The organism is Tropicibacter sp. Alg240-R139 (genome assembly GCF_900537075.1).
Taxonomy (GTDB): Bacteria; Pseudomonadota; Alphaproteobacteria; order Rhodobacterales; family Rhodobacteraceae; genus Falsiruegeria.
Genome location: NZ_UNRA01000002.1, coordinates 463395 through 479455 on the forward strand (window position 1 = coordinate 463395; position 16061 = coordinate 479455).

General features: G+C 59.5%; 10 protein-coding genes. 5 read left to right on the top strand and 5 right to left on the bottom strand.

The window, feature by feature from the left end; genetic code table 11:
* Positions 1–2 precede the first annotated feature (2 nt).
* Together G6R15_RS09865 and G6R15_RS09870 are read right to left on the bottom strand one after the other, a co-directional pair.
* Positions 3–1541 carry a CRTAC1 family protein gene (locus tag G6R15_RS09865; RefSeq protein WP_164659692.1) on the bottom strand — a complete coding sequence of 513 codons (1539 nt, stop codon included), beginning with the start codon at positions 1539–1541 and terminating at the stop codon, positions 3–5.
* Complete coding sequence (locus G6R15_RS09870) at positions 1531–2697, bottom strand: ROK family transcriptional regulator (RefSeq protein WP_240336724.1); 1167 nt, start codon at positions 2695–2697, stop codon at positions 1531–1533. The genes G6R15_RS09865 and G6R15_RS09870 overlap by 11 nt, the downstream gene beginning before the upstream one ends.
* Before the next feature lie 246 nt (positions 2698–2943).
* On the opposite strand from G6R15_RS09870, the gene xylF reads away from it, so the two are divergent.
* From xylF to G6R15_RS09895, 5 genes are all read left to right on the top strand, one after another.
* On the top strand, positions 2944–3972 hold the full coding sequence (gene xylF / locus G6R15_RS09875; protein WP_205520501.1) for a D-xylose ABC transporter substrate-binding protein: 1029 nt from the start codon (positions 2944–2946) through the stop codon (positions 3970–3972).
* Positions 3973–4044: 72 nt separating this feature from the next.
* Positions 4045–5343, top strand: a complete 1299-nt coding sequence (locus tag G6R15_RS09880; RefSeq protein WP_164659693.1) for a sugar ABC transporter permease — start codon at positions 4045–4047, stop codon at positions 5341–5343.
* Complete coding sequence (locus tag G6R15_RS09885) at positions 5343–6122, top strand: ATP-binding cassette domain-containing protein (protein ID WP_164659694.1); 780 nt, start codon at positions 5343–5345, stop codon at positions 6120–6122. Before G6R15_RS09880 ends, G6R15_RS09885 begins: the two co-directional genes overlap by 1 nt.
* Before the next feature lie 10 nt (positions 6123–6132).
* Positions 6133–7047, top strand: coding sequence for a glucokinase (locus G6R15_RS09890; RefSeq protein WP_164659695.1), 915 nt, complete (start codon positions 6133–6135; stop codon positions 7045–7047).
* A gap of 3 nt (positions 7048–7050) precedes the next feature.
* Positions 7051–8037 (top strand): Gfo/Idh/MocA family protein, encoded by a 987-nt coding sequence (locus tag G6R15_RS09895; RefSeq protein ID WP_164659696.1) that lies wholly within the window; start codon positions 7051–7053, stop codon positions 8035–8037.
* Between the two features lie 151 nt (positions 8038–8188).
* Here the strand turns inward: G6R15_RS09895 and G6R15_RS09900 are convergent, their stop codons facing one another.
* The 3 genes from G6R15_RS09900 to G6R15_RS09910 form a co-directional block, all read right to left on the bottom strand.
* Positions 8189–9979 (bottom strand): gamma-glutamyltransferase family protein, encoded by a 1791-nt coding sequence (locus G6R15_RS09900; protein ID WP_164659697.1) that lies wholly within the window; start codon positions 9977–9979, stop codon positions 8189–8191.
* Between the two features lie 73 nt (positions 9980–10052).
* Complete coding sequence (locus G6R15_RS09905) at positions 10053–14147, bottom strand: translocation/assembly module TamB domain-containing protein (protein WP_164659698.1); 4095 nt, start codon at positions 14145–14147, stop codon at positions 10053–10055.
* The gene (locus G6R15_RS09910) at positions 14147–15952 is read right to left on the bottom strand and encodes an autotransporter assembly complex family protein (protein ID WP_164659699.1); all 1806 of its coding nucleotides are present in this window, start codon (positions 15950–15952) and stop codon (positions 14147–14149) included. Before G6R15_RS09910 ends, G6R15_RS09905 begins: the two co-directional genes overlap by 1 nt.
* Positions 15953–16061 lie beyond the last annotated feature (109 nt).

Sequence of the window (16061 nt, forward strand, 5' to 3'; positions counted from 1 at the left end):
GTTCAGTCCTCGATTTTCAGTCCTTTGCCGTTGCGTATGAGAGAAATGGCTTGGTTGGGACGGGCTTCGATTACCGCGCTTGTTGCCCCGTCCGGCCAGATCACGCGGACAAAAGCGGTTTCGGTTTTGCCCAACCCAAAATGCTCGAACCCTGCGCTGCCCCCTGCATGCCCTCCGCCGCGGGTGATTTCGCGCGTCATCCAGGGGCCTGTGACGGGATCACTTGCAACCTCGATCCAGCCCCCAACGCCATTGCGGTTTGGGCCGGGTTGAGTAATCGACAGCGCCACCCAAGCGCCCGTATCCACGGTCAAGTTCTGCCAAACCTCAAGTGGCGCGCGTCGGTTGACCACTGCGATGTCCAGCAACCCGTCCGCGTTCAGATCGGTCATCACCGCACCACGTCCGCGATGCAGGCTGCCCAGACCTGACGTTTCCCCGGCCTCGATGAATGTCCCATCTTCGGTCTGGATCAGCAGGTTGTTGGGATCTTCCATCGCGCTGCCCGGCATCTGTTCAACATTGCCCTTGGCGATGAATACATCGTCCAACCCATCGTTCTGAACATCCCCAAAGGCCACATGCCATCCGGTTGAGGGGCGCCCGTCACCACCAGAGTAGGGGCGATGTGCTGTGGTGCCCAGATCATACGGAACATCCTCGAACCTTGGTCCGGGTCCGGTCCATCTTTGCAACCGCTGGTCGCCCATCGAGGTCAGAAACACCTCTTGCCGCCCGTCACGGTCCAGATCGCGCGCGGCGATGCCCATGCCCCAAAGCTTGTGATCCTGCCAGCCGTCTGCATGATCGTAGAGGCGCAGCTTCGGTGACAGCTGCCACAGCTGCTCGGCCCCTCCATCGACATAGTAATGGCGGTCGTTGCTGACACGCAGGTCAGCTTGCCCGCTGCTGTTCCAATCACTGAACAGCATCGAAAGGGGGCAAAAGCCGGGCTCCAATGCGACCGGTGCGCCATACCTGTCCCGGTCTGGACGGTACAGATAGTTGATATCACATGCCCGAAACGGCCCCTCAGGATTGGCGCGATCCACGTAGTTGCCAAAAGCAAGCGTCGGCAGGCTCTGCTTATCCTCCCAGGTGGCGGCAAAAGCTGTGGTCCAGCGGTCACCGCTGGCAAAGCCCAAATCAAAAGCGGCAAAGCTGCAGTCCGGTCCGCCCTTGAGCAGCCTGTTTTCGCCCACCCGAAGAACTGCCAGGTCCATGAAGCCATCGGCATCAAAATCCAGCGGATAGGCCCCAATCACACCAGACAGAGCCAAGGCGTCGGGGGTAGATGCCTCGAACCGGATCACGCCACCCGGAACAGAGGTGTTGCGCAACAGCAGGGCAGGGGTCTCTCCACCGGCTGCGTAAAGCTCGGGTAAAGTGTCGCCGTTGCAATCAAAACTTGCCAACCCGCCGCCCACGAAATGTTCCCACCCGCCGGTATAGTAATGCTCGGGCACCTCGACCGGGGTGAACGTCACGTCGGCGGTGGCCGTTGTTGCCATCAAGGTCAGGACCAGCGCTTCACGCCGCATGATCGCTCATCTCTTCGAGGGCCAGATCCGAGACACGGTCAAGCGCATAGGCAGCACCCCCTTTGGCCCACATCAGACCGCCCCATTTGTGCACCACCACCTCGGGCGGGTCGCGGTCGACACGGATGATGGACTTGCGCATCGCGTCAATCACCGCATCTTCGTAAAGGTGGTCGAACTGCATCTGTTCACCGGCCAGAATGATTAACGCGGGGTCAAAGATGTTGGCCAGATTGGCGAGCCCCATGGCAAAGTACTGCCCGGCCCGGTCTACCACGCTGCGCGCCGTCGGATCGTCGCTACGGGCCGCGTTTAGCAAGGCTTCGATGCGGTGACCCGGATCGGTAGATGTATCGGCATCCGATGTCAGTGTTGCCTCGCGCAGCAGAGCGTAATCGGCGACATAGGCCTCCAGACAGCCGCGCTGACCACAGCGGCACAGCGCCCCGTTCAGATGTACCTTGATGTGACCAAATTCGGCCCCGCAGCCGCGGGTACCACGGTACAGTTCACCGTCGATCATCAGGCCAAGGCCCACACCGCTTTCTATGGTGACCACCAGAAAATCCGGGACCCCGCGCGCCAGGCCAAAACTGTATTCGGCAAAGGCAACGAGATTGGCGTCGTTGTCGACAAAGGCAGGCAGGCCCAGATGTTGGCTGGCCAATTGTCCGAATTCCACGTTCCGTTGGTCGAGCGACGGCGACCAGTAGACAAACCCGTTCTCAGCATCGACCACACCTGCGATGCCAATGCCCACACCAGAGACATCCTGAAGCGTATGTCCCGCGATTTCGGCCAGCTCTTTGACGGCTTGGGTGATCCGGGCGGCAAGTGCGTCCGGGGATTGGACACTGTGATCCAGCTCCCGCTCAATGCATTCTAACTGCTGGCCTTCGAAATCCAACAACACCAGGGACAGCTTGAGATGCGAGATCTTTACCCCGGCCACCAGCCGTGCCGCGCCCCGAATCTTGAGATCGACACGGGGCCTACCCCGGCGGGAATCCGTGCTGCCGTCTTCACGCGCGACCTCTTCGATCAACCCGTGTTGCAGCAGCTCGGCGGTGATCGTGGTAACCGTCGCGCGGCTGATGCCAGTTCTCTCAGCCAGTTCGATGCGCGGGATGCGCCCGGCCTTTCGGATTTCAGACATCAAGGCGCGGCGTCCATATTCTCTTTGCAAAACAGCCATTTGTTCGCCACCTTCTTGATCGTGTGCTGATCGGAATTTTTGGAAAGACCCATCAAAAATTATGAACCAACCGTGCCATTTACAGAAGATTTTTCCCAGCCTATTCGATTTAATTTGATTTTCAAATTAAAATGCACCACGATTGTTGAACAGGCCGCGCTTGAGGACCAAAAACAGCGCAGGGCCGATTTTGTTTGGGAGGACAATATGAAATTCTTTGCAACCGCGACGGCCATCGTCGCCGGCGCAATCATGAGCACTGCGGCTTGGGCCGAAGATATCGTCATTGGCGTCAGCTGGTCGAATTTCCAGGAAGAGCGTTGGAAAACCGACGAGGCCGCGATCAAGGCCGAGTTGGACGCTAAGGGCGCCACCTATATTTCGGCGGACGCGCAAAGCTCGTCGGCCAAGCAGCTGTCGGATGTTGAAAGCCTGATTGCCCAAGGCGCAACGGCGCTGATCATTCTGGCCCAAGACGCCCAGGCCATTGGCCCGGCGGTTCAGGCCGCTGCGGACGAGGGCATTCCGGTCGTCGGGTATGACCGTCTGATCGAAGATCCGCGCGCGTTTTACCTGACTTTTGACAATGTCGAAGTTGGCCGCATGCAGGCGCGGGCCGTGTTTGAGGCGATGCCCAAGGGCCGCTATGTCATGATCAAGGGCTCGCCCACTGACCCTAACGCGGACTTCCTGCGCGCTGGCCAGCAAGAAGTGCTTCAGGACGCCATCGACAAAGGTGACATCACCATTGTGGCCGAGGCTTATACTGATGGCTGGCTGCCCGCGAACGCACAGCGCAACATGGAGCAGATCCTGACCGCGCAAGACAACGGCGTCGATGCGGTTGTGGCTTCGAATGACGGCACCGCTGGCGGCGTCGTCGCAGCGCTGACTGCACAAGGCATGGAAGGAATCCCTGTTTCGGGACAGGACGGCGACCATGCTGCCCTGAACCGTGTGGCCAAGGGCACGCAGACCGTATCCGTCTGGAAAGACGCGCGCGATCTTGGCAAAGCCGCGGCTAGCATCGCCGTTTCACTTGCCGAAGGCACCAAGATGAACGCCATCGGTGGCGCTGATGACTGGACCTCGCCCGGCGGTACCAAGATGAGCGCCATGTTCCTGAGCCCGCTGCCTGTGACCAAAGAGAACCTGTCTGACGTTGTCGATGCTCAGTGGATTACTCAAGAAGCGCTGTGCCAAGGTGTGACCGCAGGTCCGACCCCCTGTAACTAAGCCGACCACAAGAGAAACAGCCTTGCCCCGGTTCCAAATCCGGGGGAGGCACCAAAATCTGCAGGACATCCTATGACCCATTCTGAGGCGGATCTGTCCCCGGCAACCCCCAAGAAAAACATCGTGCAAACGCTAGAGCTGGATTTGCGGCTCTTGGGTATGATCGGCGCATTCGCCGTGCTTTGCATCGGGTTTGATCTGGTGACCGGAGGGCGGTTCCTGACACCGCGAAACATCTTCAACCTGACGATCCAGACCGTGTCTGTTGCCATCATGGCGACCGGAATGGTGTTTGTCATCGTCACCCGCCACATCGACCTGAGCGTTGGTGCGCTGCTGGCAACATGTTCAGCCGTCATGGCAATGACTCAGACCCAGTTCTTGCCGAACGTGTTGGGCCTAGGCTTGGGTCATCCGCTGATCCCATGGATTTCGATTGCGGTTGGCCTGATGGTCGGAACCCTGATCGGAGCCTTTCAGGGGTGGATGGTCGGTTATCTGACCATACCCGCCTTCATCGTCACACTTGGCGGTCTGCTGGTTTGGCGCAACGTGGGGTGGTATTTGACCAGTGGCAAAACCATCGGTCCGCTGGATCCGACTTTTCAAAAATTCGGCGGCATCAACGGCACGCTCGGAGCAACCGGATCATGGGTCTTGGGATTGCTGGCCGTGGCAGGTGCGCTCTATGGTCTTTGGACGAGCCGGCGCAACAAGATCAAACACGGGTTTACAGTCAAGCCAATGTGGGCAGAGGGTGTGCTGGCTGGCATCATTTCCGCGGCCATCCTTGGGTTTGTTGCTGTACTCAACGCCTATGAGGTACCGACCCGAAAACTCCAACGCATGTTCGAAGCCCGTGGTGAAGTTATGCCCGAAGGGTTCACGCAATCTTATGGCATCCCGATTTCGGTGCTGTTGCTTATCTTCATTGCTGTGGCCATGACGATCTTGGCGAAACGCACCCGGCTTGGCCGCTATATCTTTGCCACGGGCGGCAACCCGGACGCGGCAGAGCTGTCGGGGATCAACACCCGCTGGCTGACGGTCAAGATATTTGCGCTGATGGGCGCGCTCTGTGCGATCTCGGCCGTAGTGGCTTCGGCCCGATTGACCAATCATTCCAACGACATCGGCACGCTGGACGAGCTGCGTGTGATTGCGGCAGCCGTCATCGGCGGCACTGCTCTGGCCGGTGGGTTGGGGACCATTCACGGCGCCATCCTGGGCGCGCTGATTATGCAATCGCTGCAATCGGGCATGGCGATGGTGGGCGTCGATGCACCGCTGCAGAACATCGTCGTGGGCGCAGTTCTGGTGCTGGCTGTTCTGATCGACATCATCTATCGCAAAAAGACGGGAGAGAGCTGATGGCCAAATCCGACATCAACCGCGATCAGACCCCCTTGGTCGAAATGCGCGACATCTGCATCTCATTCGGTGGCGTCCATGCCGTCGATCACGTCAGCGTCGATCTGTATCCGGGCGAAGTTGTGGGCCTTTTGGGTCACAACGGCGCGGGTAAGTCGACCCTGATCAAGATCCTGTCCGGCGCGTATCAGGGCGACAGTGGCGAGATCTTGATCAACGGCGAAAGGGTTGAGATCAACAACCCTCGCGATGCCCGATCCCACAAGATCGAGACGATCTATCAAACACTGGCCTTGGCCGACAATCTGGATGCGGCGAGTAACCTATTTCTGGGGCGTGAGCTGGTCACGTCTTTCGGGTTGGTAGACGATGACGCCATGGAATCCGAGTGTCGCAAGATCATGGGGCGGCTCAATCCGAATTTCAAAAAGTTTGCCGAACCCGTTTCGGCGCTTTCAGGTGGACAAAGACAATCGGTCGCGATTGCGCGCGCGGTTTACTTCGATGCCCGTATCCTGATCATGGACGAACCCACAGCCGCGCTTGGGCCGCATGAGACGCAGATGGTGTCCGAGCTGATCCAGCAGCTGAAAGCCGAAGGGATCGGCATCTTTCTGATCAGTCACGACATCCACGATGTGATGGAGCTGTGCGATCGGGCCAGCGTGATGAAGAACGGCAAATTGGTGGGCACGGTGGACGTCGGTGATGTCACTGATGACGACCTGCTGGGAATGATCATCCTGGGCAAACACCCCGGTGCCAGAGAGGCGGAATGAGGAACCTGTCATGACACTTCTTGTGGCAGATGTAGGCGGCACGAACACGCGGATCGGCTTGTCCGATGCCGATGGCGTGGCGCAGATCAGGCGGTACGAGAATGACGCATACCCCTCGTTCGATGCGGTGCTCAAGAGTTACCTGTCCCAAGTGGGGCAGGTGGATTTGTCAGGTGCAGTGATCGCGGTGGCTGGGCCGGTCACATCGACCCAAGCCAAGCTGACGAACCGTGATTGGTCGTTTGACAGCGCACAATTGGCGCAAATCCTACCAGGTGCCCCCAAAGTCCATTTGATCAATGATTTGGTGGCACTTGGCCATGCCTTGCCGCATCTGACGGAGGGGCAGCAATCAACCCTCTTGTCTGGCGTAGATCATCGCCTCAACACGCAGAAGTTGGTGGCCGGGGTCGGCACCGGTTTCAACGTCTGTCTGCTGCGCGATGGTGTGGTCATGGAGGCCGAGTTAGGCCACGCCAGCCTGCCATACAGCGTGGCGACGCTTCTGAGGGATGCGTTGGGAGCAGAGGCCAAGCGTTTCACGTCCAACGAGGCGGTTTTGTCCGGGCGGGGGTTGTCGCGCCTCTATCAGGCGATGACAGGTCAGGCGCTTACAGGGTCACAAATCATAGCTGCGGCAGAGGCAGGGGATTGCCGATCTGCCAGTGACACTATCACGCTGATGGCCCGCCTGCTTGGGTGTTTCACGCGCGAGTTGGTCTTCCAGTATCTGCCATTCGGCGGCATCCATTTTGCAGGCGGTGCCGCGCGCGGAGTGCTTGGCTCCGACGCGCGTGAGGCATTTCTGATGGCGCTACTGAACGACGGTCCATTTCACGAGCAGGTGGCTCAGGTTCCGGTGCATGTTATCTTGGACGATCAGGCGGCCCTGATCGGTGCCGCGTGCTATTTTGAGGGGAGATAGACCATGCCCAAGCCGTTTCGTTGGGGATGTCTGTCGACCGCCAAGATCGCGCGAGAGCAAGTTTTGCCAGCAATTGCCCGGTCAGAAACCGGGGTGTTGCAGGCGATTTCAAGCAGGGATGCAGGTCGCGCGCAGATCGCGGCAAGCCGGTTCGACGCGGCGCGGTGGTATGACAGCCACGAGGCACTGCTGGCGGACCCGGAAGTGGATGGCGTTTATATCCCGCTGCCTACATCGCATCACACCGAATGGGCCATTCGTGCGGCAGAGGCTGGCAAACACGTGCTGTGCGAAAAACCGATTGCGTTGAAGGCATCAGACATCGACCGCATCGCGGCAGTGGGGCGGGACAACAACGTTCTAATCTCAGAAGCTTATATGGTCTGGTATCACCCGCAGTGGCACAAAGTCCGCGCATTGATCCAGAACGGGTCCATCGGGCGGTTGCGGCAAGTGACGGGTGGGTTTTCCTTCTTCAATGTCGATCCGGCGAACACCCGCAATCAGCTTGACGCCGGGGGCGGGGCCTTGCCCGACATCGGCGTTTACCCGGTGATCACAACGCTGATGAGCACTGGGGCCGAGCCGCTGAGTGTCGAGGCGGATGTCGAGTTCTCGCCGGAGTTCAAGACCGATATCTATGCGCAAACTGTCGTCAGGTTCGAAGGGTTCAACCTGGTTTTTCACGTCTCGACGCAGATGGCGCTACATCAGTCCATGCGGTTCTTTGGGGAGACCGGTTGGATCGACGTGCGCGCGCCTTTCAATGCAGGCGATTATGGTGCGGCAGAGGTGATCTTGTATGATCAGACCAATACGCAGCAGCAGATGTTCCGCTTTACGGGCGCCCGTCAGTACGAGATGCAGGTGGACGCTTTTGCCCGCGCCTGTGAAGGGAAAGGAGCGGGCGTGGTGCCGTTGTCGCTGTCCCGTCAGGTTCAAGAGATCATCGAACAGATCTATTTCGCTGGGGATTCAGCCACACGGTAGGCGCGCGTCCAGCCTCGAAGCGCTCCCGCCCGTCGTTGATGCCCCTTGCGGGACACCTCCTCCCGTTGGGCCAGGCTCATGCGGGCTTTGCCCGCATGAGCCTGGCCCCCCGCCGTCCGCAGGACGCAAGGCCGATAGGCCGCGCAGGTGGTCAGCGTCCCACAGCGTAGGCTTGCATCAGCCGCGGCGTGGCTGCAGCACGCAATATCCCATCCGGGGCTCGGCTTGCTGCCGTCAACCGGCCCACGGTCCAGGGCTCAGCAACTTCGATGGCGTGGCCTTTGGCGCACAGGGTTTCGATGATCTCAGCCCCAAAGCCGGGTTCGACCATCAGGTGGCCGGGGTGCACCTCGCGCGGGTAGAACGAGCTTTGGAAATGGCCGGTGTGAAACAGCGGCGCGTCGATGGCCTCTTGCAGGTTCAGGCTCCCATGTACCAGACGTAGCAGGTAGATCAGTTGCCATTGATCCTGCTGATCGCCCCCCGGCGTGCCAAAAGCCAACTCCTGCCCCTCAGGCGAACGCGCCATCGACGGGGACAGGGTGGTACGGGGACGTCGGCCTGGCGCCATAGAGGTCGGCAGCCCGTCATCCAGCCAGAACATCTGCGCGCGCGAATTCAATGGCATGCCCAATCCCGGCACCACGGGCGAGGATTGCAGCCAGCCGCCTGATGGTGTGGCTGAGACCATGTTGCCCCAGCGGTCGATGACATCCAGATGCACGGTGTCGCCGCGCTTTTCAGTCAGATGAGACATTGTCGGTTCACCTGCGCCAATGGCATGCTTGGGTACGTGCGACAAGGCCGCGTGGGCCAGCATTGCCTCGACCCATGCTGTGTATCCTGGCAAGCGGCCCGGACGTTGTTCGGTCGAGGCAACAGACCCGATCATCGCCCGACGTTTGGTGGCGTAGCTGTCAGACAAGAGCTGTGCTATCGGGATTTCGGTGAAGTTCGGATCGCCGTAATAAGCCTCGCGATCTGCAAAGGCGAGCTTCATGGCCTCGGTGACGTGATGGACGAAATCCACCCCGTTGAGATCCATCTGATCAAGCGGGAGACCTTCTAGCAGTTTCAACGCTTGCAGCATCGTTGGTCCCTGGGTCCACGGCCCGCCCTTCCAGACGGTCCAGCCGTGGTAATCCACTTGCAACGGTGCCTCGTAACTTGCCTGCCAGTGGGCCAAATCCTGCCCGGTCAGAACCCCCTTATGCGGGGTGCCGCTGGCATCCATGAGGCATGCATCCCCAACGAACGCATCAATCGCCTCGGCAATGAAACCGGAATAGAACGTTTTGCGCGCAGCCTCGATCTGCGCTTCACGCCCTTGAACGGTTTCCGCCTCGGACAACAGTTTTTCCCACGTGTCCGCCAGTTGTGGGTTGCGAAACAGCGCACCGGGCTGGGGCGGGACGCCATCCGGAACCCAGGTGGCATGGGAAGTCGGCCATTCTTTGGCAAAGAAGTCGGCCAGCCCGGCGATCGTATTGGCCACGCGTGGCAAAAGGGGATGACCTGTTCGGGCGTAGTGAATGGCCGGTTCCAGAATGTCCCGCAGGGGCAGAGATCCGTGATCGCGCAGGGTGATCATCCAGGCATCAAACGCCCCCGGCACCACCGTCGCCAGCAGGCCAGAGCCGGGTATCATCTCAAGTCCTAACTCTTTGAGATGCGCAATCGTTGCGCCCGCCGGCGCCACGCCTTGACCGCAAACCATTGTCGGTTCCGCATGTCCGGCGGGTTTGATCAGCATCGGCATATCGCCAAGCGGGCCGTTCAGATGCGGCTCGACCACATGCAGCGTGAACCCCATCGCAGCCGCCGCATCAAATGCGTTGCCGCCGCGTTCCAGCAGCCGCATGCCGACGGCCGAGGCGATCCAATGGGTCGAGGTTGCAACCCCAAAAGTGCCAGCGATCTCGGGGCGGGTGGTGAAGGTCATGGGGATCTCCGATTTGCTCGGACAGGATCAGGCCACGATGGCTGGCAGAGGTCAACTGCCGGGCCTTCACACCTCAGTAATCGCGCTCAAAGAACACACCGACGGATGTTTCGCCCTGATTGTCCACTGTCCCTTTGAGTGTGAAACTGTCGGTCACGTCCAGGTTCAGGTTCAACTCGGTCTCGCCCTTGGTGTTGACAGTAAAGTCTGTATACAGCCCATCGGCCAAATAGGCCCCGGCACCGAATTGGCCGGCCCCGCTGTCATCAGTGCCCACATCAATATTGTCAGCGCCGGTGGCCTCGCGGATGCCCTTGGTCGAATCTCCTCCAGCGCCGCTGAGTTGCGCCAAAGACGCAGCCATCTGGGCAATCACAAAGGGTGAAAGCTCAGAGAAGCGGTTGCCAAAGAGCAGCATTGCCAAGGCTTCTTCGCTGGGGCGTTCGGGATCGGAATAAACCTTGATTTCCGGGCCATCCAGCGGGCCCGAAATTTCCAGCGTCGCGGTGCCGTCAGATGTAGTGGTGGTCGAGGCAAACTCTAGATAAGGCGTCAAGTTGCCTTGCAGTGTGACGATGCCCTTTGTCAATTTCAGGCGGCGGCCCAGAATATCGAAGTTGCCGCGGATCAGTTCGATCTGGCCTGAAGGGGCTGCTGCTGCCGTGGTGCCGCCGACATGAATGCGACCGCCCAATTCGGCCTGTAACCCGCGGCCCCGCGCGTAGACTTTGTTAGGGGCCAACAGGTTGACGTCCAGCGAGATCACAGGGCCTGAACTGCCGCTTGATGTTTGCACCAGCTTAGCCCGTTTGCGGGTGGTAAATTCCGCACCGGATTCGCCCACGTGGCGGATCTCTGGAATAGGAGCAGCGCCGACTGCACCGGATGAAGCAGCAAGGTTAATGTTCGTTTCGCCAAAGACGATTTGCCCGGTAATGGCACTGTTGCCCGCCAGGGGGCCGGACATGGTAATCTGACCGTTGGCAGAGGTTTCAAAGAACACGTTGTCGGTCAAAATAAGTTCGTTAAGGCTGACGGCGATGCGTCCGTTGAAAGGGGGTGCCAACTCGACCGGGCCGCGGACATTGAATGTCCCGCCCGCTCGCAACCCGCCAGTGATCCCGATTGTGGCGCTGCCGTTTACCAAGGCAACACGCCCACCGATATTGGTCAGTGTCTGGCCAGCCGTGGGAACGGCCACAGTCGTACCTGAGGTCGTGATGGTGCCAGTAATTGCCTCGACGCTTGGTACCCCTTTCAGGGCCAGATCGTACTGCGCGGCGCCGTCGATTGAATTGGGCGAGATGAAAAGGTTGGCAATGCCTAGACCAATTGCACCTTTGGCTGTGACATCCGCCTGACCCGAGCTTTCGTCGAAACTGCCTGCCACTTTGCTGGTCAGCCCGGAGGGACCGTTGGCATCGGCGTCAATCTCCCACACGCCATTGTTGCGCTTGGCATTCCCTTTGGCGGTGAGCGCGCCCACCAGTTCTGGTACCAGGCGTTCCAATCGCCGCAAATTGGCATCAAAATTCAAATCGGCAGAGCCGTTTGTTTCGACCGTACCGTCTAGCTTTACGGTCGAGGATTCCGGCCCGTCGATCTCGACACTGCCGGTCAGACCGTTGCCGGTGGGTTTTACATCCCCAGTCAGGGTTAGTGGACCGGACAGAGTAGGGATAACGCGCTTCAGCTCATCAAGTGCAGCCTTGAACCGAACTGAACCCGCCTCGTCCTGCAAATTGCCGCTGGCCTGTGCGCTAAGTGCGGTGCCATCCAGATCAAAAGTGCGGATATTCAACCCCTTGTCCGAATTGGCCGCATCGACGTCCAGTGTGGTACGCCCCTGGATCAATTCGTCCACCTGAGGAATGCCACTTGTGACATCGCGGGCAATGGCGCTTAGCTGAACGTCGAAATGACGGCTGGTCAGATCGCCCATTCCTGCGGCTTTGGCTTGCAAATCGCCAGTCAGATCTTGCCCAGCTAGGGCCGAGAATAAAGACAAATCCGGGGCCTTGACTGAAGCATTCCCGCTCAAGGCATAGGCGCCTTCGGTACCGGTCAACTTGGCGACCGCTTCGGCACTGATTGCTTTGCCGTCCAGTGTGAACTTGCGCACGTCGATACCGGCGTCGTCTCGTTTGGCGTCAAGCACGATGGTGGTGCGACCGGTGATCAGCGGGTCGATTTCAGGCATGCCGCTGCTCAGGTCCTGCGCCTTTGCATTCAGTTTCACATCGAAATGCTGGCTGGCCATGTCACCCTTTCCGGTGACGCTAGCCTGCACCGCGCCCGCCAGATCACGTCCCGCGAGAGCAGAGAAAATCGACAGGTCCTGCGCCTCAACTTCCGCTGTGCCATCCAACGCAAAAGCACCATCCGTTCCAGTGAGTTTAGCTGCAGCTTCGGCGCGCAGGGTCTGTCCTTCGACTGTTAGTTTGCGAACTTCTAGCCCTTGCTGGTCACGCACGGCGTCCAAAGCGATGGTCGTGCGACCGGCAATGATCGGGTCAATCTCGGTCATGCCGGTTTTCAACCCGTCGCCCTCAACATCGAGTTGGAAGTCAAAGCTGCCTCCCAATGGCGCGCCCTTGCCGGTCAGATCGGCGTTCACAGTTCCGGCCAGATCGCGCTGTGCCACGCCAGAAAAGCGCGACAGATCGCTGGCCTCGACATTGACGGTGCCATCCACCTCGAACCCGCTTTGCAAGCCACTGATTTCAGCGTTTGCCGTCGCGGTGTAGTCTGAGCCTCGCACAACGACATCGCTTAGGTTCAGATTGTTGCCGCTGACCAAGTCAAAGAACCCGTCCAACGTGACCGAACGACCAACCGCCTGATTGAGCGCAGGATCGGTGAACGCCAACCCGTTCAGAACCGCCTGCACGTCGCCACGCAGGTCCATCGCTTCGCCTTGATCCAATGTACCCTGACCGGTGATGCGGGCCTGTTTCGCCGCGACATCCGGGGTCTCCAGCGAATCCACCGTCACGCTCAGGTCCCAGTGGTTCCCCGACTCGCGGTTCAGCAGGGCCGAAAACTGTGCGGCTTCCAGGGTGATACGCGGGTCGGCGACGGGAAGGACAACCTTGTTCCCGGTGGGGGGCGTAATACGGCCCTGCAAAGCCACCTTGTTCAACACCCCGCCTGCGGCCAGGTCCAGCTCACCCTTGAGCTTGAGTGCATCGGACGAGACGTCGAGCTGCGAAATCGCCAGATGTCCGTCCGGGTCGCTGACACCTTCGACCTGCACCTGCGTGTTGGTGCCAAAGAAGGTGTCGAACTCTTCTTCCAGGAACGGGGTTACATCGCCACCTAGATCAGCGCTGAAGGCGATACTGTTTTGCGTCTGATCCGCGCCAAAGGGAACACCGCGCAGGCGCACCTGACCTGAAACACGTTCGGCATCGTCGCTGGCAAGTGACAGATCGGCGGTAAAATCAGTGACAGGTCCTTCGCCTTTGGCGGTCAGCAACAAGGGCGGCTGGCCTGGCATTTGCAATGCGGTGGAAATCAACCCGCCGGCATCCTCAATCACTTGCAGATCCAGCGCGATCAGGCTGGTTACGTTCTGGAACCCGGCCTTGAGCTTGATGGCATCGCCGGGTCGGTCCAGACGGGTGATGCCCAGATTGGTATCCAGCGTCCCATCGGCCAGGGTCATGTCACCTTGCACCTTGAGCTCGGCGGCAAGCCCGATCAGAGGTTCACCCAGACCCAGAGTGTCTACGCGGATTTCTCCGATTTCGATGGCCACCGGCAGTTCCGGCAATTGGAAAGGCTGCGTGCCCGCATCGGGCAGGGGTTCGGCTTGCGTGGTGGGGGCGGGCGCGCGTTCGACGCGGATCTCGCGCGCGGTCAGTTCGTTGACCGAAAACCGGCCCCGGATCAGGGCTAGACGGTTCCAATCCAGAACCGCGTCGTTGATCGTCAGCCACGGGCCGTCGTCATCGGATACCACAATCTGTTCAATTGTCGCTTTGGCGCTCAACGCGCCTTCGACGCCGCGTACTTTTATCTGACGACCTTCGCCGGACAGAGTGTCCTCAAGGAAATCGACCAGGATGCCGCCCGATTCTTCATCCTCTTGAGCCCAAACTGGGGCGGTAACGGTCAGGGCCATACAGGTGCTGGCGATCAGGAGTTGTTTGGGAAAACGTCTCATCAAAATGCCTGCCCGATACCGATGTAAAACTGCAACCCATCACCTGTGGGTCCTTCGACTGGCAACGCCAAGTCCACGCGCAACGGGCCAAATCCACCCAGATCGTACCGCACACCCAAGCCTGCGCCGGCGTGACGGGCAGACGAAGACGTCACGAAAGAAGAAGCATCAATGAGGCCGATATCATAAAAGCCCACAAGCGATATTTTTTCGGTTACACGACCGCGAATTTCGGCGGATACGCCCAGAAATGACCGCCCGCCCGCGATACCAGTGCCAACGGGTGTTCCCAACGACTCGTAGGGTTGGCCCCGAACTGTTCCGGCACCGCCTGAATAGAACAGCAACTCTGGCGACGTTCCAGCCTGCGAAGAGCCAACGACAGACCCCAATTGCAAACGCCCAGCAAGGACCACGCCCCCGTTGGATGTGACGTCCCAATACCCGCGCCCATCGACGAAAAACCGCGCGCCGGTTTCCGTTCCGCTCAGCCCGACATAAGGCGTGAGCCGAGCATCTACGTAGAACCCTTTGGTCGCGCTGACCGGGTTGTCCCGTTTGTCCCATTCAGATCGCACTGGCAGGATCAGGTATCGGAACCGGCGGTCGGTGCCAAAAGCGTCGTCAGACGAGGCATAGTTGAACCCGAACCACGCCTCAGCATAGAGCTGTTCCGAGAATGTGCGCCGGGCACCGACGCCCAGTTGCGCGCTTGTGACCTTGTAGTGGGTCCGATTGCGGCGTTCCAGGTTCCCGATGTAAAAGATGCTGTCGTCGGGGCCCAGTTTTTCGGGTTGATCCAGGCGGAAACCGATGCGACCGTCGATGTCTTCTTGTCCGCCGATATTGCGGATGTTGGCTTCGAACCGGAACCGGTTGGCATTGTTGAACACGTTGCGGTGCATCCAGGTCGCGGTCAGGTCTAGACCTGCGGTGGACGACACCTCGACGCCGAAGGTCAACCGACGCTTGGGCAGATCTTCGAATTCGGCGTCAAAATCGAGCGTGCCGTCGGGGTTGGGCACGTCGCGTTCTTTCAGGGTGACCGAATTGAACGTGCCTGTTCGGCGTAGGCGCGTGCCGACCTTTTGAACATCCGAGGGGCTGTACACTTCGCCGGTGGGAAACCCTGCAATCCGGCGCAACGCCTCATGGCGCACATCCGAGCTGCCTGAAATATGCATTTCACCGAATTTCAACTTGGGGCCGGGCAGCAGATCTATATCCGAATCGATTTGCGCGTCGGGATGGCGTGCGGTGATGCGTTGATCGCCCACCTTGGCCTTGGCGTAGCCTGCATCCCGCCACCCGACAATCCCGGCCGAGGCAGCATCACGGATTACCCCGGTTGTGGCCGTCTGACCCGGCGCATAGCTTTCGGGCAGTTCGGTTTCGGGAGTGATAGGTGAGATTTCGGCCTGCCCGAATTTAAACTGCTGGCCAGTCTGAACAGTGATGTCGATCCGGTCGATTTGGCTGGGGATGCGCAGTGGGTCTATGTTTGCCGCTTCGCGCCCGTCCAGCTTGATGCTGACAACAGGGCTGAAAAAACCTTCATCATAAAGGACCTGCACCAAGGTGCGATAGTCCGACAGCGCAGCTGACAACAATTCAAGTGGTTCGGTCAGGCCGTGGCGTTTAGCACCCAAGGCCAGAGAGCTGGTGGTCAGGCGTTCAGTCAGATCGTCAGAGGCACCCGGAGCAACAAGAGCTGTTTCGACGGCCAGCGCCATCGATGGCAGGCAAAGCCCACACGCAAGTGTCATGCCGCGCAACACGGCGCCAAAACGGCCCCTTGATCTCATCCCTGTGGCTCCAGACTGCCCGAACTCGCACCGGCACGACGGTATCCGACGTTGCCTTCAATATTTTGAATAACACACAAGATGCAGGGTTAGGAGGGGGAATTTACAG